The organism is Enterococcus sp. DIV1937 (assembly GCF_050535975.1).
GTDB lineage: Bacteria > Bacillota > Bacilli > Lactobacillales > Enterococcaceae > Enterococcus > Enterococcus faecalis.
Window position 1 is genome coordinate 1,122,098 of the sequence record NZ_CP172909.1, and the last position, 21,018, is coordinate 1,143,115.

Here is a 21,018-nt window from a genome sequence, read left to right on the forward strand (position 1 = left end):
TTTATTCTTTTTTTGGCTGTAGTTCATTTTTGTCCATTTTTTACATTTCTTTTTTAAACTGTAACCTAATATAAGATATACCCGTTCAACGCTTTAATCAAATAGTTGCAAAATCAGCAGTTGTTTTGCAAATTGTTACATTGAAATTGTTAGTTATTACCAATCAATAATACTTATGATTGTCAAAGTTATTATATAGATATACTGAAAGAGAAATTTATTTTCTTTTTCAATAAAAAGTTTAGCGGAAGGAGTGATGCGGAATGAAAAAAATTAACGTACGTAAAGCCGATACAGTTGATGCAACAGCATGGTGGATTATTATCTAATTTGATAACCAAATAACGGTTAGACGAGATAGAAATATCTCGTCATTTTTTTAATAAGGAGTGAAAAAAATGAAGTATAAATATCCCAGAATAAAACCAATCTATCCATTATATCAATTAAATAAAGAGAGATTTAGAGTTGGGCCCAATTAGGAATCACTATTGAATTTGATGATGATGAAGGTCTAATCGAGGAGACGTTTCCTGGTAGAATGATTGAAGATAGATACTTAGCTAATGTGAATTACTTTAGTAGGTACTGTAAAGCTGATGATGATAGATTTGAAATACAGGAAAAGATAAATAACTTGAAAATACTATTATTAGGTCTTGGTGGAGGAGGATCAAATATTCTAACTTTACTAGCGGGTCTTGGCCCCAAGATGATCAGAATGGTGGACTATGACCGAGTTGAAGCAAGTAATTTAGGTCGTCAATTACTATATAGAGAAGCAGATATTGGTGAGAAGAAAACTGTAGTTGCTAAAAGATCCATTAATGAAATGAACTCAAATATTAACGTTGAAACTGTAGATAAAAAAATAATAGATGTGAATGATGTTGTTGAATTGACAGAAGGAATAGATATCATTGTTTGCGCTATTGATGAACCCCCTTTCCTTATACATAGAATTGTGAATGAAGCTATTGTAAAAGTTGGTTTGCCGTGCGTGTTTGGTGCCTCACAGGTTAGCCGAGGAAGAGTATACACTGTAATACCCCAGAAAACAGGATGCTTTGATTGCATGAATTTGAACTTCAGTAAAAATGACCCTAAATTTGTTGAACAATTTGTAGGTTTTAGAAATATTCAATTTGCTCCCCCATCCATAGCTTATGGTCCTGGTATCTTTCAATTAACAGCATCAATTGTAGATGAGTTAATAAGAGTGGTAACAAGATATGCTGAGCCAAAAAGTTTGGGAACGCAATATGAAATTAACTATGAGGACGGAAACTCGTTCACGCATAAAACTTGGCCAAGGTTTGAGAGTGAATGTCCAACTTGTGGTAAAGGAGATGTCTCCCAATGGGAAATATTTCAATATTATCAAGAGAAGAAATAGGCCGAGACTATACCGAAGCTCGTACGTTAAAACGTAAGCTAAACAATGGCGATTGGGTTTATGTATCAGAAGAAAATCAACTATTAGTGTTGAGTGATGAAGTGGCGAGACAAATTAATTCATCCGAACTAATCGAAGAAGAGGTACTTAATGAATTAGTTGAAAATAAAATTATGATAAAAAAAGCCGATCAGAGAGATGATTATAAGCCGCTATTTGTCGAGCCTAAGAATATCTTATTTAAAAGCTCCTCTTTCCTGATTGATGTTAACGGTATTGTTGCGTTTACGATTAGCATATTTTTATTCGTAATCAAGGGGTCTCCTTTTGGAAGTGCAGTAAATGTTTTGTTTACAAATCCTTTAAAATTTCTTCTAATTGCTATTCTTGTCTCAATCGTATCTACAACTTTTCATGAATTTATGCACATTATATTTTCAAGGAATTCAAGGAAAATCAATTTAAACATAGCTAAAGCCGTTGCTACGATACCTATGACGAATCACGGCGATCACCTCTGGAATGTCGTCGGATGCAATATTCTTGTTATTTTTTTTGATTATGAATAATAAAAGTGTTGGAGTTAATTCTATTGCGGCATCAATACTTATAACAAGGATATTGTGGCAATTTATCATTATACAAAAAACAGATATTAACATTTTGATTTCTTTTGTGGTTGATAATCCTTTCTACTTTGAAGAGGTCGCAATTATGAAATTAATCATTATTAAAGTAATAAGCATAAGTGTGCTAGCAATGATAATTTGGTTATGGTTCCAACCTGTTATCAATCAATTTAATTAAGTCTAAATATAGGAGGTTTGCTTTGAATCAACAGTTAGAATTACATTCGCTAAGTAAAAAGTACAAGAAATCAGAGAGCTATGCAAATGATAATATAAATTTGCGCTTTAATAAAGGTGAAATAACTGCCATAGCTGGACATAACGGCGCTGGTAAAACAACAATGTTGAATCAGATTATAGGTATAACGAAATCAACAAAGGGCTCTATAACATTTAATGGTCTATCATTTGCGAGAGATAGTAAAATTGCAAGAGAATATGTCTCTATGATGCCTCAACTACATGCTCCCTTGGCAGGTATAACGATGGCTCAATCTGTCGAGTCAATAATAAGAATAAGAGGAGGCAGTCAGAAAATAGCTGAAGAAGAGTGTATTAAAATTTTAAAAGAATTAAAAATAGATGGATGGAAAGATATACCAGGACAGAAACTTTCAGGCGGACTTAGAAGGCTCACTTCATTTGCAATGGCCGTTGTATATCCTTCTCCAATAATAGTCCTTGACGAACCTACTAATGATGTGGATCCTATTAGACGGCAAAAAATATGGAGATATCTGAAAGAATTATCTAATAAGGGGCATATAATCATCGTGGTCACACACAATATTTTAGAAGTTGAAAAATATGCTGATAGATATATTTTAATGAATCATGGAAAGGTTCTTGAGGATAAGAACTTAAAAAAACAGTCTATAAAAATAAACGATCGAAATTATATGACTGTTAACTTTCTTAATCTAAGTGATTTGAAGAGTGTAATAGTACCGAGTGCAATTCAGACTAACATAAACGATGAGGAATTAATGATAGAAATGGAATTAGAGAACAGTCAAGTGTTAGAAGCAGTTGACTGGGTCATGAAATTAGTAATAGAAAGAAAAATTCAAAATTATAAAGTTTCCCCAAAATCCTTAAATGAAACCTATGGAGAGTTAATAGATGAAAATGATAAAAAATTATAGAAGAAAATCAATGATTAAGGAATTATTTGCTTTAGTAGGGTGGAGTTTATTAAGACATAAATACTTATTGCCTGTTTTTACATTAACTCAAGTATTTCTATCATTAGCAATTGTCTACGGGTTAGCACTTCTAATACCAGATGTGAATAATCAGACAGCTATCTATCTGTCATCTGGAGCAACTACTCTTGGGATTATTGCGGTAGGGCGCGTTCTTGCTGCTCAAATAGTAAGTACAGCAAAACAAGAGGGCATTGTGGACTATCAAAGGACATTGCCAGTTTCTCGGTTGAACATATTAATTTCCGACTTTATAATTTGGGGAATGGCCTCACTACCTGGGGTGTTTATGTCATTTTTAGCGGCATATTTAAGATTCGATGTCCAAATTAGATTCTCAATGAAGGCCCTAGCTATTCTTAGTCTAATTCAATTATGTATGATCTCTATAGGTTTTGCTTTGGCATATTGGCTAACACCTAATGTAGTAGGATTAGCAACTCAGATAATTATGATAGGTGGACTTTTATTCTCGCCTATTACTTATCCAACAGATAGATTGCCTTCTGCTTTAGTGAACTTTTTTGAATTTTTACCATTTGTTCCATCGAGTAATTTGATAAGATCACTGTTTTATGAACAGAATACTGTTAATGTTTCTAATATTATTGTAGTTTGTTTTTGGTTCGTGTTAACTACATTACTTTCACTTATTTCATTGTCAAGAAGGGACTGAATTGCAAAATGCAAACAATAAATATAAATAATTTATATAAAAAAGTAAGTGATACATTCAATTTAAAGGTTGATCAATTAGATTTAGAAGTAGGGAAAATTTATGGATTAGTTGGTCCGAATGGTGCAGGTAAAACAACTTTGATGAAATGTCTATGTAGTTTGCTTAGACCTGATAGTGGAATACTTAAAATAGACAATCGGCAAGTAGAAATAGCAGACCCTAAAATATTATTGCAGGTGGGTACTAACTTTGTTAACTCAGATAGTTTAAATGGATTTATGCTTGAAGATATATATAATGACCATGCTTTTTATTACAAGTTAAAAAATTTGTTAATGATAGAGACTCTATTAATGGATGTTGGTCTAAATGTAAATAAAAAAAGAAAGTTTAATACAATGTCTTTAGGAATGAAACAAAGGTTTTTGCTAGGTCTTGCTACAGCTCACAACCCTTCATTAGTATTATTAGATGAGCCATTTAACGGTTTAGATCCTGATGGTGTAGAGTTATTTATTGAGAATGTTAAGACCTTGTCCGAAAATAGAGTGTTGATAATTAGTAGTCATATATTGAGAGATATGGAAACATTTCTTGATGACGTTATATTTATAGAGAAAGGCAATGTACAAGAACCAAAATCAATGGTTGAGATTCGAGAAGAGTATAGAGAGGGGTTGAAAGAGTATTATGATGAACAAAAGAGAAAACATGATTAGTGACTCAAAATTGAATGTTTATAGATATGAATTAGATAAAATTAAAAATGTTTGGTTTAAAGTTTTCTTAATTACACTGGTAATCCAAATGTTATTTTTTATGTTTTTCTCATTTGTGGGAATATTTGATGAAAGTGCTGATACGATCTCGTCATTTCAAGGAATTATAGCATTATCGAACACTGTTTCTATGTGCGGCATATCAATTTATGGAGCTGTATTACTAAGGAAAGAGCTTGTACGATTTTATGTTGGCAATCACCGGAATAGAACGTTTCTTTTTCCGATTGATCGAAAAGAGCTTCTCGTAAAAAAAACAAGTTCTTTTTACGTAATAATCTTATCTAGCTTTGGAAGTGCGCTTCTTATTTCATTTGTGACTGAGGTTTTGCTTAACTTAATTTTGAAGTTTCATAGTTCAAATTTATTTTTTGAAATTTACCTTGGTCTTATTACCATAGTTACAAGTTGTAGTCTACTATTCGTAATTTTGATATTGTCAGAAATAATTTCAATTTGGAAACAATCGGAAATTGCTTCAATAATAACGTCAGTGGTACTAATGCTAATATATTCGAATTTTTCTGCTATGGGTCTTATGAATTTTCCAACTATAACGTTCCTATTTTCAACGATTATGGGATTGATGCTTGTTTGGTTATTTTTGAAATTTTCTGATAAATTATGCGACATGGAAGTATACTAAAAAATGCGGTGATTTACTTGATTAGTTATCACCGCATTTGTTTCCTTTGTATACATTAAATATAACTATAGTTACAAAATATCTACGTTCTTTCGTCCAGTGACGTTGAATACCACCTAATTGTTGTAAGAGATCATCAATGTTTTTCATTCCTAAACCTTTATTTTTTCTATGTTTTCTTGTAAAAATTTCTTCAGAATTATAGTTATTAGATACTTCAATAAATAAATCATTATTGACTTGCTTGATAATTATATTGACATATCTGTCAATCGGCTTGATTCTCTTCGATGCTTGTATGGCGTTATCAATTATATTTCCAATTACAATAGTTAGAACGTCATTATTAATTTTTATATTTTTAGAGACAAATATCTGATGATCAACATTAATTTGATTCTTTCTTGCTTCAGCAAGCTTTTCATTCAATAGGTAGTTTAATACTCCATCGGCAGCATAAGTTTTTGTTGGTGGTTCTAAAATATCAAAACTACTCTTAATATAATCGATAGCTTCATTAACTTCTTCATTTTCGATAAGTCCGAGGATTGTTAAGTATTGATTCTTCAAATCATGTTTTAATTTTAAAACGTTAGTTCTGTTTCTCTTTATTTCATTTAAAATTCTATACTCCACTTCGATATTTTTTTTTCTCAAAGTAAGATCATATTGATTTTTTTGATATTCTATAGTGATTTTATAAAGAAAAATTACACAGATGTTTAAAAATATGACACTAATCGTAATAGTAATCTCAGAAATTTTGTCATTGTTGTTTCCTATTAAAAGCCCAAATAAAATGATTATTGATAGTATGGGAATAGGTAATAAAATCACAATAAATGATAAGTTTGTCGATAATTCAGACTTTGCTTCTTTAACTATTGAAAATTTAAGTATGACTATCCAGGCTACCCCAATCAAAGTTGTAATTGTTATTGAAGTTATGAAAAAAGTAGGGCTACCATAGGATGTTAATTCTGCATTTAAAATTATTTTCGTAAAGTGTAACGACAATACTTCACAGATTAAATTTATTGATATAAGTGTCATTGTCCATACGGCCGAGTCGAGATAAGGGACCGAGTGTAGCATAGCAATAGTGTAAGTTAAAATGAAACTTAGTAATAAGTTAAGATACGGTAAATAAATGTTCGGTATGTAAGCATTGGATAATATAATCGTAACCATGGCTGATATGATTATAACAATCCAGATGACATTATAAAATTCTCTATGACTTTTAATAGCTGTTGACCAATTAGAAAAAAAATAAGAGATAAGAAATAAATAAACTAACAAACTTAGGCTTCGTAATGTTATATCAAGCATTATATCTTTCCTCTCATGGACATAACTATACTTTTATGAGCGGCGGCTTTGAAGCGCCTACTTATTGGTATTTCAATACATTTTTCTTTAGAATCCATTAATAGGAAATTTTTTCCTAACTCTTTTATATAAGCGCAATTTATTATGAAAGAAGAGTGGACTTGCACAAAATTCGTATCAAGTTGTTCGTTTATCTGATTCGTTGACATATAGGGTTTGTAGATTTCTCCAACTGTATGAATCAATACTTGTCTTTTATCTTTTTCGAAATAAATGATATCTTTGGTTGGTATTTTATAAGTAACTTTGTTACTAGAAAATACAAAGTAATTTCTTTTTTTTTCTAGCTGTTGTCTCAGTTTTTCCAAAACTTGGTGCAACCGATCTTCCGTAGGCGGTTTCAATAAATAATCAAAAGTTTGTACTTGGAAGACTTCTTCCATGTATTCTTTGTAACTCGTCAAAAAAACGATAGGTGATAAAATATCACGTTCTCGGATTTTTTTTGCCAAGTCTATTCCGCTCATTTCACTCATTTCTATATCTAAAATAAAAAAGTCAAAATTTTCTTGGTCAAGTTGATTGACTAACTTGAGAGGATTGTAGTAGGTATAGGTTTCAAATATATTTGGGTTATAATTAAATAGCATCGTGTTTATTTTTTCGGTTAACGTTGGATTGTCATCACAAATAGCAACTTTCAACAATAAAACCTCCTTTTTTTCATTCTATATATATTATGAATTAAATTATCTTTAAAAACAATCATTTTTTGTTAGCACAACTGATAAACCGACATAAGTAATCTGGATAAAAATATCAAAAATTCAGGTTACTGACAAACATTTAATTAGCATCTAAAAAATAATCATGTAAATTAAATGAGCAACGAAAACATCTGTTAGGGTGCTATCAGTTTTTTTTAAATCTACATATGATTAAAACTTGATGCTATAATGTTACTAGTAAGGTCAATGTATACCATAGCAGTACTTGAGAAAAGTAGAAGTGTTTCTGATGTTAGATATGTGGGCTGTATGTTGACTGATTTTCCTTTGAAGTTGAATAATAAGTTCGTGAATAATCGGAAATACTATATTTTTTCTGGTGAACAGATGGATTAGTGAAGATTGATACTGAACAGTCAATTGTTTTAAAAAAAGTGATTTTCAAATGGTAATAAAAGTATATTTAAAGGAACTCGAATTTTCAGAAAGTAGCTTCAAACTTAGTTTGAAAGAATAGCTTTCGGCTATAAAAAAAGTTAAAAGGAGCCTGCCATGTTACAGAAATATATAGAAATTTTAACAAGAGACGAGGTCATCTTTCGTAAAAAGCCAGATGGAACAGAAGTAAATTATTTTCTATTTCCAGAGTTTGAAATACATATAAATAGCTTGCCAGGAAAAACTGTGCAAGGTTGGCATAAGCATCACGAAATCGAAGAAGTTTTACTTGTGCAGTCGGGAAAAGTGAAAATAGAAGAGCTAGAAAATTAGCAAATTATTTCAAGAATTTGTGCAGAAGGAGAACTTATTCGGATGCATAAAAGTCTTCATCGGATTAGTAATCCTGATACGTTATCTGCATCATTTACAGTATTTCGTTTTGTTCCACAAGGGCAAAATCAACAAGAATGCATAAAAAATGATAAAGAAGAATTCTCTGATGCGGCAGTACAACGGCTTCTAAAAATCAATGATTCGTTGTGATCGTTATTTTTAAACTTTTCTTTTCCCCCTCCTAGAAAACACAAAACCGTGGTACAATAACTTACGTAATAGACACACCTACTCCGAATGTCAAAAAAGGGCAGAAAAGTAGACAAGAAATTGTTTAAGGAGTAAAGTAAACTTACTTAAAATTTTGGGGGAAATAAAATGTATGATGTAATTATCATTGGTGCCGGTCCTGCTGGGATGACGGCAGCACTTTATGCATCACGGTCCAATCTTTCTGTATTAATGATTGAACGCGGTGCGCCTGGTGGGCAAATGAACAACACTGCTGAGGTAGAGAATTACCCAGGCTTTGATTCTATTATGGGTCCAGAATTGGCCTATAAAATGTATGAAAATGTAGAAAAATTTGGTACGGAAAATGCGTATGGTATTGTGATGGGCATTGAAGACCACGGATCCTATAAAGAAGTGATTTGTGATGACAAATCTTATGAAGCTAAAGCGGTAATTATTGCAACAGGCTGTGAACACCGAAAATTGGGTGTAAAAGGCGAAGAAGAATTTGCTGGCCGTGGTGTTTCTTATTGTGCTGTTTGTGACGGTGCTTTCTTTAAAAATAAACGCTTAGTAGTCGTTGGCGGCGGCGATTCTGCAGTTGAAGAAGCAATCTATTTAACGCAATTTGCTTCTGAAGTAGTGATTGTTCACCGTCGTGATGAATTGCGTGCGCAAAAAATCATTCAAGATCGTGCCTTTGCAAATGAAAAGATTTCCTTTGTTTGGGATACAGTTGTCGAAGAAATTGTTGGCAATGAAATGGTCGTGACAGGTGTGAAAGCACGGAATGTCAAAACAGATGAAGTTTCTGAAATTGAAGCAAACGGCGTGTTCATTTACGTGGGGCTAGATCCATTAACAGAACCATTTAAAAAAGCTGGTATTACGAATGAGGCTGGTTGGATTGAAACAGACCAAGAAATGAGAACAAAAATTCCTGGTGTTTATGCCATTGGTGATGTCCGTGAAAAAACATTGCGTCAAATCACGACAGCGGTCGGTGAAGGCGGTATTGCTGGACAACAAGTATTTAACTATATTGAAGAATTAAAATAAAAAAATGCTTTTGCCTTTAATAATAAGGGCAAAAGCATTTTTTTAATAGGTTCCTTTAATGACAAAATAAGAGCCGCGAATGGTTCCAGCTAATTTTGATTTTTGACGAGCAAATTTGAATTTTCCTTCAAATTCTGCAGGGATTGCCATACCATCTGAAAGTTTAAACCCAACGGCGCGTTTGCCTTCCTCAGCTAATGTGTACATCACGTTAACTGCTAAGCCGTTTTCATAAAATACATAGGCCATTTTTATGCCATCTAAAGTGAAAGAAGAAATTTCAAGTGGCTTGTAAGGGAAATGTAATTCTCGTTCTAATAAAATTTTTTCAATCCAGGCCAATGTTTCTGGAGCTTCAGAGGCAGGGACGGTCGTAAAGCGATGTTTGTATTTATTCCAAAAATAGCGAGCTTCATTCGCTCTTAGTCCAGCAAGGGCAGGTGCCACTGGTGAACTTTCTAAACCAATAGTGGCTACTTCTTTAAAATCAACTGTATAAACCATGAATTGATACTCCCATCTTTTCTTTTAAACTAAGTATAACGGTAGCAGGGGTAACGAACAATTATTATTACTTAAAAGAATGAAATTGGGACAGAACGATCGGCTTCGGAAAATGTTAAGGTTTCCGAATGCGTAGGTTCTGTCCCAAAGAGTATTTTAAGATTTGGTTATTTCGTGATAAGTTATACGCTTGTGCTTATTTGTTGGCATCTAAGGTAACTTTTTCATCTGCCGTAGTTGTTTTAACATCTACTGTATAAACAAGTTTATTGTTATTTTTGGTTAACTTCCAAGTCAAAATACGTGGAGAAAGTCCTCCAACTTCTTTTTTTGCTTTGGCTAAAACGTCGTTAACAGCGCCTAATTCTTTGACTTCAGCAGCTGAAAAGGCTGTCTCGTTTTCTCCAAGTTGATTTGCTTCAGTATTTTTGGTGACTTTTCCTGTTTCAGGATTCACGTAAAGTGTTTCTGTATCGTTAGTAAAGATATAGCTGTAGTCACTTGCTGGTTCTGTATCAAATTGGACATTTACTAATGGTTTGCTGTTGCCAGCTTCTTTTTCATAGATTTCAGCAGCTTGCTGCAAACTAACTTTGTACTTAGTATCAGTGACAGCATCTTTTCCTATGCCACAACTAGCTAAAATAAAAATAGCTCCTAAAAGTGAAAAAAATAGTAAAAATGGTTTTTTTAACATGAAATTACCTCGTTTCTTTTTATTAAGCATTCACAATCATTTAGTATACGGTGGTTTTATAAAAATTACAAACAAAAAATAATCCTTTAAGAGAAATTAAAGGATTATTTTTTGTTATTTATTCTGCACGTAAAGCAACTGCCGCATCTTTTTTCGCTGCCATTCGGGCAGGAATATGGCCACCAATCATGGTTAAGATTGTGCTAATTACAATCAAAATAATCCCGTGAATTGGATTTAAGGTGGCAACATTTTCTAAATCAGTCAGGTTATAGAGCACTGCATTGATCGGAAATGTTGCGAGAAAGGCAATCACAACACCAAGAATACCAGAGGCAACGCCTAAAATAGCAGTTTCGGCATCGAACACCCGGGTAATATCTTTTTTACGAGCTCCTAACGCTTTCAGGATACCGATTTCTTTGGTCCGCTCAATGACAGAAGTATAGGTGATAATCCCAATCATAATCATACTTGTAACAAGGGAAATCCCAGCAAATGCAATCAGCACATAAGTGATGGCATCCATTAAACCACCTGTTAAGCGGGTCATTGTTCCAGCTAAATCAGAATAGATGATTTGGTCTTTTTTATCTTTTCCTTTGTTATAAGCATCTAAATAATCAAGAATTTTATCTTTTGATTTGAAATCGTTTGGATAAATCATAATACTTGAAGGGATTTCATTCGCTCCTAAATAAGACAACAGGTTTTCTTTCGCGGAAGCATCTAATGTTTCGTTAGTCATAACGTTAGTGTTGCTGGCTTCTTGCGCTTTAACAATATCAGAGGTTTTGTTTTTGGCAATCATATTAGTTGAAAGTGCATCGCTATAAGCAATTCCAGGTGCTAATAGATTCATTGTTGAAGAATCTTTAATTCGCAAAATCCCTGAAATTGTTAATTCGGTATTTTCTGGATTATCGTAAACAGCTTGCAAATCTTGGTTAGGAATGAAGTTGCCTGTCGGTAATTTGGTGTAAAATGCATTATTATTGGCTAATTTCATTTTTGTGCCAACAATGTCTGAAAAGGCAATCTTTTGATTATCTTTCACGTCAAAGCCAAGATTTTTTAAAGCATTAATATTGGTGGTATTGTTACTATCGACGATTAAAACGACATCGGTTTCTTTTTCTGGATAATTTCCTTCAAGCAACGAGTAATTGTCTTTTAAGAAATTGTTTTTTCCATTTTCTAGTTGTTTAGGAAAAGCAGAAACGCCGACGCCAGTTTGGGCAGCCATCATAGAAGCCATCGCGTTTGATTGGCCGTCGGGTGCATCGTTTGAAAATTTGACAGCTTGTGCTTTCCCGTTGATTTCTCTTAATAAGTTCATATTGACTAGACGAGTATAGCCGATATTATTACTTAATTCAGGATCAATGTGATTGACATAGTCAATAAACTTTTGATCAATTAAATTCGTGTGTTGCGCACGGTCCGCATCGCTAATTTTAGCAGTCACTTCTTTTTCTTTCGGGAAGGTGCCTTTTTTGTCCTGATTATTGAAACTTTCTGGATCTTGATCTGTCGCTATTTTAGAAATGGTAATCGGAAATTGCGCTAACGTTTCCGACTGAGTTTTATCAATTTGTTTCTGGAATCCTGTTGAAAGAGAAAGGACAATCGCAATACTGATAATTCCGATACTTGAAGCAAAGGCGGTTAAAAAAGTTCGCCCTTTTTTAGTGCGGATATTATTAAAAGATAAACGCAGCGCAGTCGTGAATTTCATTTTGGTGCGTTTCAATTCGAAAGGTTCTTTTTTTTCATGTTCAATATGAGGACGCGAGTCATGACGAATTTGGCCATCTGAAAATTCAATAATTCGATCAGCGTATTCGTGAGCTAATTCAGGATTGTGGGTCACCATAATAACTAATTTTTCTTTCGAAAGTTCTTGGATAAGTGCCATAATTTGCAGACTGGTTTCTGAATCCAATGCACCAGTTGGTTCATCACAAAGTAAAATATCGGGATCATTAGCTAAAGCGCGAGCAATGGCAACCCGTTGCATTTGACCACCAGATAATTGGGAAGGTTTTTTATGGATATGGTCCTTCAAACCGACACGGATGAGTGCATCTTCGGCTTTTTGGCGTCTTTCTGCTTTTGAAATACCACTTAGTGTCATACCAAGCTCGACATTATCCAAAATCCCTTGATGACTAATTAAGTTGTAACTTTGAAAAATAAAACCAATTGAGTTATTCCGATAAGCATCCCAGTCGGCTTCTTTAAAATTTTTTGTTGATTTGCCGTTAATGATTAAGTCACCAGAATCGTAATTGTCCAATCCGCCAATCACATTCAACATCGTCGTTTTACCAGAGCCGCTGGGACCCAGAATGGCTACAAATTCTTGTTTTCGAAAAGCGACAGAGACGCCATCTAAAGCTTTAGTGGTCGTTCCGCCGACAGTATAATATTTTTTTATCTCTTTGAGTTCTAGCATATTTTTCGCATCCTTCTTCCAATTTATCAACAACACAACCTTAAGTTAGTGTATAACGTAACATAATAGTTAACAAAAATCAATCATTACCATTTGATAATCAAGTGAATTTAGTATACACTAGGTGGGAAACGAGGGAGAACATATGGATAAAGAGAAGCATTCATCAAATTTAGATATTAGTGTCTTTACTGAAATTTTTTCATATATGAGCCAATTGCTTTTTAAAGACCTAGACTTGGAGGATCTAAAATTAACCAAGTTAGACATGTTAATTTTATTAATTGTGGCAACAAATGAAGGAATTAGTATGACGGAGTTAGCCAACCAAGTAGGAACGTCGAAAGTTCAAGTGAGTCGCTCTATTGCGGGGTTAGAAGAACGAGCGATTGTTCAACGTCGCCATAATCAAGAAAATCGCCGCGTGGTTAATGTTTATACGACAAAAGAAGGCGAGAAGCTCTTTAAGCAAAAAGAAAATCAAGTAAAACAGCAACTATCTGAAACGCTTAGTGTTCTTTCCTTAGAGGATTATCAAGAGGTCAATCAACACTTTTTGGCGGTCATGAAAATTTTGTCCAATTATCAAGCGCTACGAAGAAAAACGTGTAAGGAAAACAACGCCAAAAAATAAAAAACATCGTTTGGCTATAAACCAAACGATGTTTTTTCTAGCCTTTGACAGAGCCAGAAGTCACGCCTTCTACATAGAAACGTTGCATTAATATAAATAAAATAGTAATTGGAATGGCAATTAGCACACATCCTGCTGTAAAAGCCATGAATAGTGAATTGGCTGTTGATTTGGTCATCATCGAAAAGAGACCAATTGCAACGGTGTAATTTTCAACTTTATCACCCATAATAACTTTTGCGAAAATAAAATCCATCCAAGGGCCCATGAAGGCGGTTAAAGAAGTATAGACAATAATTGGTTTCGACAATGGCAACGTAATTTTTGTGAAAATTTGCCACTTGTTGGCACCGTCAATCATAGCCGATTCGTCTAAAGCCATCGGAATGGTATCGAAGAACCCTTTGGCGATGTAAAAACCTAGCGCCGAGCCTGCAGAGTAAACCAGAATTAAAGCGAATAAACTTTCAGTTAAATTTAAGGCTTTTAAAATATAGTAAACGGCAATCATGCTCATAAAACCAGGGAACATATTTAAAACGAGCGCCACTTTTAAAAATGGTTTTCTTAAGCGGAAACGCAACCGTGACAGCGCATAAGCCATTGCGATTGTAATAAAAGTTGATAACAGACAGCTTGCGATGGAGACGAACAAGGTGTTCAAAAACCAAAGGACAAAGGGGAAGTTGCCAGTCTGATTTGTTAATAATACTTTATAATTTTCTAAAGTGAATGTTTTGGGAATGATATAGGGAACAAATGCACCGCCTTCGCCACGAAAACTTGTTAAGATAATCCACACAATGGGGAACATCCAAAAAACTGCTAAAATGGTTAGAATGATGTAAACGCTGGTAAGTGCAGTGCGTTGTTTTTTCTGGTAACTTTTTGCTTTAGCCATAAGTTACGCCTCCTTAAATGAATTCGTCCGTGTATAGGCAATTAAACTGAAGACTGCGGAGAGAATGAAGATTAAAATACCAATCACAGAGGCTAAATTGTAATCCATTGTATCGACAGTCAATTTGTATAGCCAGGTAACTAAAAGGTCAGTTGAGCCTGCACCGTAGAAGTTAGAATTGGCTGGCCCACCACCTGTTAATAGATAAATGACATTGAAGTTATTGATGTTGCCAATAAACTGTTGAATCAGCGCCGGGGTCATCACAAATAGAATTTGTGGAAACGTAATACTTTTAAAAATTTGCCATTTATTGGCACCGTCAATTCTAGCTGCTTCGATTTGATCTTCAGGAAGGTTTTGGATAATCCCTGTAGAGATTAACATCGTAGCAGGAATACCAATCCACATATTGACAACAATAATGGTTAATTTTGCCCAATTCGGATCTGTTAAGAAGGGGATAGAAGAATCGATTAAGCCCCAGTTTAACAACAGAGCATTGATAGGTCCAGAACCATTTAAGAGGTTTCGCATAATTAAAAGTGAAACAAACGGAGGTACGGCCATCGTGATAACAAAAATAGTCCGCCAAAATGCTTTATATTTTAAGCCTTTTGTATTGATAAGCAAGGCTAAAATGATTCCAAAAAAGAAACAAGTTGCGGTTGCGAAAACAGCCCAAATCAAGGTCCAGCCAAGTACTGGAAAGAACGTTGAAGCCATATCGCCTGTGATTACATTGCCTAGATTTGCCAATCCAACCCAAGTAAAAAGGTTTTTCGGTGGCAAATGGTTATGGTCGTAGTTGGTAAAGGCAATTGAAATCATATACAACAACGGCAAGATGGTAAAGAAAAGAACGCCTAGTAAGGGGATCGTCATTAAAGTTGCATGGAAACGTTCGTTTAACAAGCTACGTAAATCATCCATAGTTGTTGGAATTTTTTTGCCGGCTGTCTTTAATTCATATAGGTGACGGGCGCTTTTTAAATTGATTACATATAAAATGATTAGCGATAAACAGACTAAAATTGCTGCAATTCCGAATAATAATAAGAGCATTGAATTATCGCCTTCTTTTAGAACTTCAATCCCTAAAGAATCATCATATACTAATCCTTGCTGTTGGGTCCCTAGTGTTCCTAGCATCATTAATGCGTGGAAACCATTACGGATTAACCAATAGATAAAGCCAATTTCAGCTGTTAAAAAGATGATTCCCTTTAACCACTGCTTGTTGGCGAAGTTTGCAGCACCCATAACTAAAAAAGATAGTTTTGTAGCGAAGTCGCCTTTTTTAAAGACCTCTCGAAATGACGTCTGGGCTTTCTTTTTCTTGAACATCTTCGTTCACTCACTTTCTACTTAAATAAAAAAGATAGAGGAAATGGGACAGCAGATTGAAGCTCGTCCCATTTCTTTACTCTTTTTATTCTTTTGCTTCTTTTGATGTGTCTTGGACTAATTTATCTAATTTTGCTTGATAATCCGCAGGTTTGATATTGCCTTTGTACGTATCATTGATCACTGCATCCATCGCAGGCCAGAATGAAACGATTTCTGGGATTTTTGGCATTACCACAGAGTGGGTTGGTTGCGCCATTTCTAAGATAGCTTTTGCAACAGTATCTTGTGTAATTTCTTCGTTTGTTTGTAATTTTTTGTTTGAAGGGACAAAACCGATTTCTTTAAAGTAAGTCATTTGTGCTTTTTCGCTGGTTAAATAGTTTGCTAATGTCATTGCGGCCAATGGTGCTTGTGTTTGTTGGTTGACAGCAAAACTACGAACGCCCAAGAAAGCTTTCATTTGTTTTTCTCCATTGCCAAAATCAATGGTTGGGTAGGCAGCGGCCCCCATTTTGTCGCCAAGAGCTTTTTCTACATCGTTTTTAGACCAAGGGCCAGAAAGGAAGGCATCCGTTTTGCCAGAACCTAGATTAGACAATGCTTCTGTATTTGATTGGATCACACCAGGATTATTTTTTTGATCGGCAATCCATTGTAATACCTCAATGCCTTGTTGATTATTAAAGTTGGTACCTTTTGGATCTTCGCCATTTTCACCATATAAGTAATCGCCGTTACTCATAAATAGAGGACCGAAGATATAATTTGCGCCATCTTCGCCAAAATTGGTACCGATTTTGCCTTTTTCAGTTAAAGACTTCCAAGTTTTGATTTCCTCTGGAGAATACGTATCTTTGTTATAATAAAGAACTTGTGACTCTACGGCATAAGGGTAGGCATAGACTTTGTCTTTCCAAGTGACTCCTGCTACTGCCGAATCGATATTGTTTTCTTTGACTTCTTTTTCATATTTTGTGTTAGGGTAAATCAGACCAGCTTCTGCCATTTGACCAATTTGATCATGCGGCATCATGAAAACATCTGCGGCAGCTTTAGGATCTTTTGCAATGTCTTTTTTAGCATCTGCCGAATTTCCAGCAGTTAAGTTAACTTTAATATCGGGGTTTTCTTTTTCAAAATCGGCGACAACTTTTTTAAAGACGCCCATATATTCAGTATCAACCCATAATTTTACGTCACCAGCTGCTTTATTTGCTGAACCGCTTTCATTTTCAGCTTTCGTTTTTTCTGCGCCACCACAGGCAGTAAGTAAAACCGCGGAAGCACTTAAAAGGATACCGCCCATTAAAATCTTTTTCCAATTCGCTTTCATTTTTGAACCCTCCAAAAATTATTTTTTACAAGTCTTATTATGCAACCGATTGCGGAAATAATCAAGTGTTTTTCATCGAGAAAGTTAAAAAAGTTTTTTTGTTATAAATAACATACTGTTTATTTAAAGTGGTGTATACCACTAATTAAGCATTTTAAATAAAAAAATAAAAAAGGGTATACAAATGCAATCGTTTGCGCTAAAATGTGTTCGAGTATTAGAAAATACACGAAAAGCGACAATTAAAGGAGAGAATTAAATGAACACTGCTGCAATCTACCATCGTCCAGAAAGTGAATTTGCTTATCTTTATACAGAAGAAACCATGCATATTCGTTTGCGTACGGCAAAAGGCGACATTGCCTCTGTCCAATTAGTGCAAGGAGATCCTTATCTTTTAGGGAAAGAAAAGTGGTACCAACAGTCGTTAACTATGAAGAAGTTAGTATCTACGGAGTTATATGATTACTGGTTTATTGCATTAAGTGCAAAATTTAAACGCCTTTCATATGCTTTTACTTTAGTAGGGACGGATGGCTTGACGGCGTTTTATGGCGAACACGGCATTTATCCTTTAGAAGAAAAGTATTTAGCGATGGCGAATAATTATTTTCGGATGCCGTATTTTCATGAAATCGATCGTTTTAAAGCACCTGAATGGGTAAAAGAAACGGTTTGGTATCAAATATTTCCAGAGCGTTTTGCAAATGGTGATCCCGCCAATGATCCTGAAGGGACGTTGCCGTGGGGATCTAAAAGACCAGATCGACAAGATTTTTTTGGTGGGGATTTGCAAGGGGTGCTAGATCATCTTGATTACATTGAAGATTTAGGTGTTAATGGCTTATATTTTTGCCCGATTTTTGAAGCGTTTTCTAATCACAAATATGATACGATTGATTATTTAAAAATTGACCCAGCTTTTGGTGATGGCGCTACCTTTAAGCGTTTAGTCGAAGAGTGTCATCGACGGGGCATTAAGATTATGTTGGACGCCGTTTTTAATCATATGGGGGACACTTCGCCTCAATGGCAAGATGTGTTAAAAAATGGCCAGGACTCAATTTATGCCGATTGGTTCCACGTAAATGAGTTTCCAGCTAGCTATGAAGAAAGTGCTGATTTTGAAGAAGCAAGCAACATTACTTATGATACTTTTGCATTCACTCCGCATATGCCTAAATTAAATACAGCAAATCCAGAGGTGCAAGCCTATCTTTTAGAAATTGCTCGTTATTGGATTGAGGAATATGATATTGACGCCTGGCGTTTAGATGTGGCAAACGAAGTGGATCATGCGTTCTGGAAAAAATTCCGGCAAACATGTGATGACGCAAAAGAAGATTTTTATATTTTAGGGGAAATTTGGCACTCGTCGCAAAGCTGGCTCCAAGGAGACGAATTTCATGCAGTGATGAATTATGCATACACAGATGCGATTATGGGCTACTTTGTCAAGCAAGAACTGTCCTTGGAAAAGATGCTTTCTGAAATGAACAACCAGTTAATGCTCTATCGCCAACAAACGAATCAAATGCAGTTTAATGTTTTAGATTCCCACGATACACCACGCTTATTGCATGAAACGAAAGAGGATAAAGAGTTGATGCGCCAAGTATTAGCGTTTACGTATATTCAACCAGGTGTCCCTTGTCTTTACTATGGTGATGAAATTGGTATGACGGGTGATATGGATCCTGATTGTCGTCGTTGTATGGTTTGGGAGGAAAATCAGCAAGATTTGGATTTGAAGGAATTTGTAAAATCATTGATTGCCCTTCGCAAAAAGTATGCAGCTGTTTTTTCTGGTGGAACAATCGATTGGACAGGCACTTCTTTTGAAACGGGGTTGATTAGACTCGCTTGTCGTTTGGAGGAACAGACGATCTATGGGATTTTTAATACTGGCCAAGAGACACAATTTATCGATAGAACTGATCGAGAAGTTTTGCTAAGTTCTTCTATCGAAATTGCTTCAGAACAGATAATGGTTTTACCAAAAGGTTTTCTTTTATATGAAGCATAATAATTAAGCAAAGGAATGTGAAGAAGAATGGAAAAACATTGGTGGCAAGAAGTCGTGGTTTATCAGATTTATCCTCGCAGTTTTAAGGATAGCAATGGAGATGGCATTGGAGATTTACCAGGAATTATTGAAAAATTGGATTATTTGGAAACGTTAGGCATTGGGGCTATTTGGTTATCACCAGTTTATCAATCACCCAATGATGACAATGGTTATGACATTTCTGATTATGAAGCGATTATGACAGAGTTTGGGACGATGGCGGATATGGATCGTCTAATTGAGGAAGCGAAAAAGCGAAAGATTGAAATTATTATGGACTTAGTGGTTAACCATACCTCAGATGAACATCGTTGGTTTATTGAAGCAAAAAAAAGCAAGGAGAACCCCTACCGAGACTATTATGTATGGGCTGATCCTGCTTCAGATGGCGGTGTGCCTAACCGATTGAAATCTGCCTTTTCGGGTTCGGCGTGGACGTTTGATGAAGCGAGTGGGCAATACTATTTGCATTTGTTTAGTAAAAAACAACCAGATTTAAATTGGGAAAACCAACAAATGCGTCAGTCGGTTTACGAGATGATGAATTTTTGGATTGATAAAGGAATTGGCGGTTTCCGTTTAGATGTAATTGACTTAGTGGGTAAAATTCCAGGAGAAGAGATCACCGCGAATGGGCCTCATTTACATCGTTATTTACAAGAAATGAACGCCGCGACATTTGGCGGCAAAGAGCTGTTAACTGTAGGTGAAACATGGGGGGCCACACCTGAGATTGCAAAAATGTACTCTAGTCCAGAGCGTCATGAATTATCTATGATTTTTCAGTTTGAACATATGAGCTTGGATCAACAACCAGGTAAAGAAAAATGGGACCTTCAGCCAATGGAAGTTGCCAAGTTGAAACAGGTTTTTGCAAAATGGCAAACAGAATTAGGAAATGATGGCTGGAATTCTTTGTTTTGGAATAACCATGATTTACCGAGAATGATTTCACGTTGGGGAAATGATCAGGAATATTGGTTGGAAAGTAGTAAGTTATTCGCTATTTTACTGCACATGATGAAAGGCACACCTTATATTTATCAAGGGGAAGAAATTGGTATGACAAATACGCCGATTACAGATATTCGTGAAGCGCGGGACATCGAAACGATTAACATGTACCATGAGTATCTAGAAAAAGGATATTCTAAAGAAGAAATTTTGCTGAAAATTAATACTAAAGGTCGCGACAATGCACGCCGGCCTATGCAGTGGACCGCTGAAAAAAATGCGGGCTTTACGACTGGTACACCTTGGATTGATGTTAATTCCAATTATCAAACGATTAACGTCGCTGCTGCTTTGGCAGATAAAAATTCACTATTCTATACGTACCAAGAAATGATTCGTTTGAGAAAAGAACATCCTTTAATTGTTTGGGGCGACTTTGAATTGCTGGAAACAGTGGAGGAAGTGATCAGTTTTTATCGTACCTATGGTGAGGAACGCTGGCTTGTTGTAACGAACTTTTCTGACAAAGTTCAGCCATTTTCTGCAGACGTTCATGTAGAACAAGTAATGATTGAAAATATGCCGACAGATGTCACTGCTTTAGCAGACTATTCGTTAGCGCCTTGGCAAGCATTTGTTGTGAAAGTGAGTCAATAAG

The 21,018-nt window shown here is 35.1% G+C and carries 17 protein-coding genes and 2 pseudogenes; 11 read left to right on the forward strand and 8 right to left on the reverse strand.

Features of this window, described 5'->3' with window-relative positions:
• The first annotated feature begins 398 nt into the window (after positions 1-398).
• The 6 genes and pseudogenes from IGL13_RS05495 (at position 399) to IGL13_RS05520 (ending at position 5,334) form a co-directional block, all read left to right on the forward strand.
• Positions 399-1,396 (forward strand): annotated as a pseudogene (locus IGL13_RS05495) (ThiF family adenylyltransferase).
• On the forward strand, positions 1,360-1,965 hold the full coding sequence (locus IGL13_RS05500) for a hypothetical protein (RefSeq protein ID WP_002378344.1): 606 nt from the start codon (positions 1,360-1,362) through the stop codon (positions 1,963-1,965). The pseudogene IGL13_RS05495 and the gene IGL13_RS05500 overlap by 37 nt, the downstream one beginning before the upstream one ends.
• Positions 1,966-2,225: 260 nt before the next feature.
• On the forward strand, positions 2,226-3,170 hold the full coding sequence (locus tag IGL13_RS05505) for an ABC transporter ATP-binding protein (protein WP_002378343.1): 945 nt from the start codon (positions 2,226-2,228) through the stop codon (positions 3,168-3,170).
• Positions 3,148-3,906, forward strand: a complete 759-nt coding sequence (locus IGL13_RS05510; RefSeq protein WP_002401516.1) for an ABC transporter permease — start codon at positions 3,148-3,150, stop codon at positions 3,904-3,906. Before IGL13_RS05505 ends, IGL13_RS05510 begins: the two co-directional genes overlap by 23 nt.
• 8 nt (positions 3,907-3,914) lie before the next feature.
• Complete coding sequence (locus tag IGL13_RS05515) at positions 3,915-4,628, forward strand: ATP-binding cassette domain-containing protein (RefSeq protein WP_002378341.1); 714 nt, start codon at positions 3,915-3,917, stop codon at positions 4,626-4,628.
• Positions 4,600-5,334 carry a hypothetical protein gene (locus tag IGL13_RS05520; protein WP_002382255.1) on the forward strand — a complete coding sequence of 245 codons (735 nt, stop codon included), beginning with the start codon at positions 4,600-4,602 and terminating at the stop codon, positions 5,332-5,334. The genes IGL13_RS05515 and IGL13_RS05520 overlap by 29 nt, the downstream gene beginning before the upstream one ends.
• 21 nt (positions 5,335-5,355) lie before the next feature.
• Here IGL13_RS05520 and IGL13_RS05525 read toward each other — a convergent pair whose 3' ends face one another.
• Together IGL13_RS05525 and IGL13_RS05530 are read right to left on the reverse strand one after the other, a co-directional pair.
• A complete protein-coding gene (locus IGL13_RS05525) occupies positions 5,356-6,666 on the reverse strand; it encodes a sensor histidine kinase (RefSeq protein WP_002401514.1) in 1,311 nt (436 codons plus the stop codon).
• Positions 6,666-7,370 carry a LytR/AlgR family response regulator transcription factor gene (locus IGL13_RS05530; RefSeq protein ID WP_002399975.1) on the reverse strand — a complete coding sequence of 235 codons (705 nt, stop codon included), beginning with the start codon at positions 7,368-7,370 and terminating at the stop codon, positions 6,666-6,668. The genes IGL13_RS05525 and IGL13_RS05530 overlap by 1 nt, the downstream gene beginning before the upstream one ends.
• Before the next feature lie 576 nt (positions 7,371-7,946).
• Between IGL13_RS05530 and IGL13_RS05535 the strand changes: the two are divergent.
• Both IGL13_RS05535 and trxB read left to right on the forward strand, forming a co-directional pair.
• Positions 7,947-8,378: pseudogene (locus tag IGL13_RS05535) on the forward strand (cupin domain-containing protein).
• A 168-nt stretch (positions 8,379-8,546) separates the two neighbouring features.
• The gene (gene trxB, locus IGL13_RS05540; protein ID WP_002357780.1) at positions 8,547-9,461 is read left to right on the forward strand and encodes a thioredoxin-disulfide reductase; all 915 of its coding nucleotides are present in this window, start codon (positions 8,547-8,549) and stop codon (positions 9,459-9,461) included.
• A 42-nt stretch (positions 9,462-9,503) separates the two neighbouring features.
• Here trxB and IGL13_RS05545 read toward each other — a convergent pair whose 3' ends face one another.
• The 3 genes from IGL13_RS05545 to IGL13_RS05555 all read right to left on the reverse strand — a co-directional run bounded on the left by IGL13_RS05545 (position 9,504) and on the right by IGL13_RS05555 (position 13,120).
• The gene (locus tag IGL13_RS05545; RefSeq protein ID WP_002355960.1) at positions 9,504-9,965 is read right to left on the reverse strand and encodes a hypothetical protein; all 462 of its coding nucleotides are present in this window, start codon (positions 9,963-9,965) and stop codon (positions 9,504-9,506) included.
• 196 nt (positions 9,966-10,161) lie between these two features.
• On the reverse strand, positions 10,162-10,662 hold the full coding sequence (gene camE / locus IGL13_RS05550) for a plasmid sex pheromone cAM373 precursor (protein ID WP_002358931.1): 501 nt from the start codon (positions 10,660-10,662) through the stop codon (positions 10,162-10,164).
• A 118-nt stretch (positions 10,663-10,780) separates the two neighbouring features.
• Entirely contained in the window at positions 10,781-13,120 is a 2,340-nt protein-coding gene (locus IGL13_RS05555) for an ATP-binding cassette domain-containing protein (RefSeq protein ID WP_002360456.1), read from the reverse strand.
• A 124-nt stretch (positions 13,121-13,244) separates the two neighbouring features.
• On the opposite strand from IGL13_RS05555, the gene IGL13_RS05560 reads away from it, so the two are divergent.
• Complete coding sequence (locus IGL13_RS05560) at positions 13,245-13,754, forward strand: MarR family winged helix-turn-helix transcriptional regulator (RefSeq protein WP_002365578.1); 510 nt, start codon at positions 13,245-13,247, stop codon at positions 13,752-13,754.
• Positions 13,755-13,791: 37 nt separating this feature from the next.
• Here the strand turns inward: IGL13_RS05560 and IGL13_RS05565 are convergent, their stop codons facing one another.
• The 3 genes from IGL13_RS05565 to IGL13_RS05575 form a co-directional block, all read right to left on the reverse strand.
• Positions 13,792-14,655, reverse strand: coding sequence for a sugar ABC transporter permease (locus IGL13_RS05565; protein ID WP_002378334.1), 864 nt, complete (start codon positions 14,653-14,655; stop codon positions 13,792-13,794).
• 3 nt (positions 14,656-14,658) lie between these two features.
• Complete coding sequence (locus tag IGL13_RS05570) at positions 14,659-16,002, reverse strand: carbohydrate ABC transporter permease (RefSeq protein WP_002357775.1); 1,344 nt, start codon at positions 16,000-16,002, stop codon at positions 14,659-14,661.
• A gap of 85 nt (positions 16,003-16,087) precedes the next feature.
• Positions 16,088-17,338, reverse strand: coding sequence for an extracellular solute-binding protein (locus IGL13_RS05575; RefSeq protein WP_002382263.1), 1,251 nt, complete (start codon positions 17,336-17,338; stop codon positions 16,088-16,090).
• A gap of 259 nt (positions 17,339-17,597) precedes the next feature.
• On the opposite strand from IGL13_RS05575, the gene IGL13_RS05580 reads away from it, so the two are divergent.
• Together IGL13_RS05580 and IGL13_RS05585 are read left to right on the forward strand one after the other, a co-directional pair.
• Positions 17,598-19,364 (forward strand): glycoside hydrolase family 13 protein, encoded by a 1,767-nt coding sequence (locus IGL13_RS05580; RefSeq protein WP_002378333.1) that lies wholly within the window; start codon positions 17,598-17,600, stop codon positions 19,362-19,364.
• 27 nt (positions 19,365-19,391) lie between these two features.
• Positions 19,392-21,017, forward strand: coding sequence for a glycoside hydrolase family 13 protein (locus tag IGL13_RS05585; protein WP_002378332.1), 1,626 nt, complete (start codon positions 19,392-19,394; stop codon positions 21,015-21,017).
• Position 21,018 lies beyond the last annotated feature (1 nt).

Coding starts and splice junctions, on each gene's coding strand:
- camE (WP_002358931.1), bottom strand. CDS start 10,662: ATGTTAAAAAAACCATTTTTACTATTTTTTTCACTTTTAGGAGCTATT.
- trxB (WP_002357780.1), top strand. CDS start 8,547: ATGTATGATGTAATTATCATTGGTGCCGGTCCTGCTGGGATGACGGCA.
- IGL13_RS05545 (WP_002355960.1), bottom strand. CDS start 9,965: ATGGTTTATACAGTTGATTTTAAAGAAGTAGCCACTATTGGTTTAGAA.
- IGL13_RS05570 (WP_002357775.1), bottom strand. CDS start 16,002: ATGTTCAAGAAAAAGAAAGCCCAGACGTCATTTCGAGAGGTCTTTAAA.
- IGL13_RS05520 (WP_002382255.1), top strand. CDS start 4,600: ATGATGAACAAAAGAGAAAACATGATTAGTGACTCAAAATTGAATGTT.
- IGL13_RS05565 (WP_002378334.1), bottom strand. CDS start 14,655: ATGGCTAAAGCAAAAAGTTACCAGAAAAAACAACGCACTGCACTTACC.
- IGL13_RS05510 (WP_002401516.1), top strand. CDS start 3,148: ATGAAAATGATAAAAAATTATAGAAGAAAATCAATGATTAAGGAATTA.
- IGL13_RS05580 (WP_002378333.1), top strand. CDS start 17,598: ATGAACACTGCTGCAATCTACCATCGTCCAGAAAGTGAATTTGCTTAT.
- IGL13_RS05585 (WP_002378332.1), top strand. CDS start 19,392: ATGGAAAAACATTGGTGGCAAGAAGTCGTGGTTTATCAGATTTATCCT.
- IGL13_RS05555 (WP_002360456.1), bottom strand. CDS start 13,120: ATGCTAGAACTCAAAGAGATAAAAAAATATTATACTGTCGGCGGAACG.
- IGL13_RS05515 (WP_002378341.1), top strand. CDS start 3,915: ATGCAAACAATAAATATAAATAATTTATATAAAAAAGTAAGTGATACA.
- IGL13_RS05525 (WP_002401514.1), bottom strand. CDS start 6,666: ATGCTTGATATAACATTACGAAGCCTAAGTTTGTTAGTTTATTTATTT.
- IGL13_RS05575 (WP_002382263.1), bottom strand. CDS start 17,338: ATGAAAGCGAATTGGAAAAAGATTTTAATGGGCGGTATCCTTTTAAGT.
- IGL13_RS05500 (WP_002378344.1), top strand. CDS start 1,360: ATGGGAAATATTTCAATATTATCAAGAGAAGAAATAGGCCGAGACTAT.